The 2,324-nt window shown below is 36.2% G+C and carries 3 protein-coding genes and 1 pseudogene; 2 read left to right on the top strand and 2 right to left on the bottom strand.

The window, feature by feature from the left end; genetic code table 11:
• On the top strand, positions 1 to 204 hold a 204-nt coding region (locus tag ABX784_RS17035), incomplete at its 5' end, for a hypothetical protein (RefSeq protein WP_372656259.1).
• Here ABX784_RS17035 and ABX784_RS17030 read toward each other — a convergent pair.
• Together ABX784_RS17030 and ABX784_RS17025 are read right to left on the bottom strand one after the other, a co-directional pair.
• A complete protein-coding gene (locus ABX784_RS17030) occupies positions 182 to 1,489 on the bottom strand; it encodes a hypothetical protein (protein WP_372656258.1) in 1,308 nt (435 codons plus the stop codon). The two genes, ABX784_RS17035 and ABX784_RS17030, sit on opposite strands and share 23 nt — an antisense overlap.
• Positions 1,490 to 1,578: 89 nt before the next feature.
• Positions 1,579 to 1,995 (bottom strand): NUDIX domain-containing protein, encoded by a 417-nt coding sequence (locus ABX784_RS17025; RefSeq protein WP_372656257.1) that lies wholly within the window; start codon positions 1,993 to 1,995, stop codon positions 1,579 to 1,581.
• Between the two features lie 153 nt (positions 1,996 to 2,148).
• Here ABX784_RS17025 and ABX784_RS17020 point away from each other — a divergent pair.
• Positions 2,149 to 2,324 (top strand): annotated as a pseudogene (locus tag ABX784_RS17020) (site-2 protease family protein); the annotation flags it as partial.

Raw genomic sequence — 2,324 nt, 5'->3', positions numbered from 1 at the left:
CTTAAGATTTCTAAAATAGAGGAATTTGAAAAGACAGCTTCTAAGGAATTAGAAGAAGTTCTAAATAGTGATGAAGAGATGCTCAGTACTTATGATGTATTTTTAAAGAACTTCTCTGTTAACTTCAATCTTATCAACGAAGAGCTTTTAAAAGTTTGGCCTAGCTATAAGGCCACTAATATTAGATTGGGTAACCAACCGTAAGTTTTAAAATGAAAGATGAAAAGTCTCCTGAAGAGGAGACTGAACTGGAAGGTTCTGATATTGCCTTGAAGTATCTCGCTTCAATGTTCATAATTCCAAGAGCAGTAAAATATCCCCCAAGAGCAACTCCTGAAACTGGATCAGATCTTGGAACGATCTTCCCTGCAAAGCTAGACTGTCCAAATCCCACCAGAACTCCTAGTTGACCAGGGGCCTTTGAATTATCAAGTAAATTAACTAGTCCCCATGGAAGAGTGTTAATGGCCTTAAGGTCTTTAGTAATGAAGAAGTTAACATTTGATTGAGTTGCTTGCTTTTCTACTCCGTCAAACTCTGAGAGGCTACTCATTGTCCCATAGAACTTCATTCCATATTGAATTAAGTGAATACCAGCGCCAAACTCAACAAGGGGTTTTCCCTGTGATTCAGGCATTAGATCCATAACCTGTTGACCAAAAATCATACCAACTGAAAAGTAGAGTTTAGGCCAAGTGAATCCTTTGTCCTTACTTTTTTTCTCTTCTTCTTGCCCTTCAAGAAAAGATTTCTTTTTACTTTTTTCTGCAACTCTAATAGGTCTCTTTCTTCTGACCTTTCTTCTAACACGTTTCTTTTTTACGATACGCTTTTGTGGACTTTCTGGTTTTTGAGTAAGTATTTTTCTTTTTGTCGGCTTAACGGTTTTAGCAATACTCTTTCTTTGAAGCTTTCTCTTTCTTTTTTCTAGGTAAATGGCCTTTGCCCTAGCTTTTGCTTTTCGTTTTGCTATTTTTCTTTTTCTAAGTTTTTCTTTGGCAATACGAGTTGAGATTTCTCGGTCCACTCTAGCTGTAGAGGTTGACCTTAATTGAGCTTCTTTTGCTACGAAGTCTCCCTTATCTAAGATGACCTTATAGAGTTGCATTCTAATTTCAATTAAAAGATCTCTTTTCTTTGCCTTACTAGGTAGTTTTAGAGTTTCATTTCTCTCATTGAGTCTAGTTTTTAGAGTATATTCTTTCCCTGCTTTAATAAGCTCTACGTCTAATAGTGATTCTTTATACTTCTTTTTACCAAGAGCACCTTTTTTTTGTTCTCTTGAGTTTAGAGATAGGTCGTACTTATTAGTGTCGATGATTATATCCACTAGGTGTCTTCTAATTTCTTCATCTTTAACTATAGATTCTTTAGAAAGACTTATTTTATTAACAAAGAGTGTTTCTTTAACGGGTTGTGCTAGAGAGATGAATGGAATCACCAATACTAAAACTAACTGAGTAATAATTTTGAACAAACTCTTAAGCATAATTTCCCTTTTATTTATTTATAGAAATATTATATCTAAGTAATTGATTAAGTGGGAGGGGGAAAGCTTGAGTCAGGAGACTCTAGGGGTTATTCTACATTTTTCAATGATTCTAAAAAAGAGATGTAATTTGATTTATGTCCAAAGCTTTTGTCTGTAACTTGTGTAAGTGGAAGCCACTTATAGTCTTGGTGCTCTTCTTCACTAATCATTACTTCAGGTTCTCCACTAACTTTTGCCAAGAATACTTTTTCTAACACATTTCGATTCCATCTATCGTTAAACTCAAATTGAATTTCTAGCTCTGTGAGTTGACCGCTAAGGCCAGTTTCCTCTAAAAGCTCTCTACTTGCTGCTTCTAGGAAGTTCTCACCCTCATCAACTGAACCTGTGACATTTTGCCAGAGCTCTCCTCTGTCTTTCTTCATCTGCAGTAAGAGTAATTTATTTAGGTTTTCTCCACCAATAATGACAACCTGAACTTTTTTCTGAATATTTTTTTCCATGAGTCATTATATCAAGATACGAAAAAGTAGTAAGTTAGAGGATAAAATGTTTTACGCGGAGAGTCTTTTGGGGCATTTTTTTGCATTATTTTATGTGCGTCATGCCCCTGACTCATTGCTACTCAGTGTGCAAAATGATATGAATATGGAACTATGGCGGACATCAACACTTTTCTACACACACTAGCGACGTGCCTGCCGGGATTTTTAATTGGAGTTGTATTTCACGAATACGCCCATGCTTTTGTTGCCACAAAATTTGGTGACGATACTCCCGAGCGATACGGTCGACTAACACTTAACCCAGCATCCCACGCGGATATTATGGG

Source organism: Halobacteriovorax sp., from assembly GCF_041587335.1.
GTDB lineage: Bacteria > Bdellovibrionota > Bacteriovoracia > Bacteriovoracales > Bacteriovoracaceae > Halobacteriovorax.
This window is presented reverse-complemented; position numbering and strand designations above follow the sequence as displayed.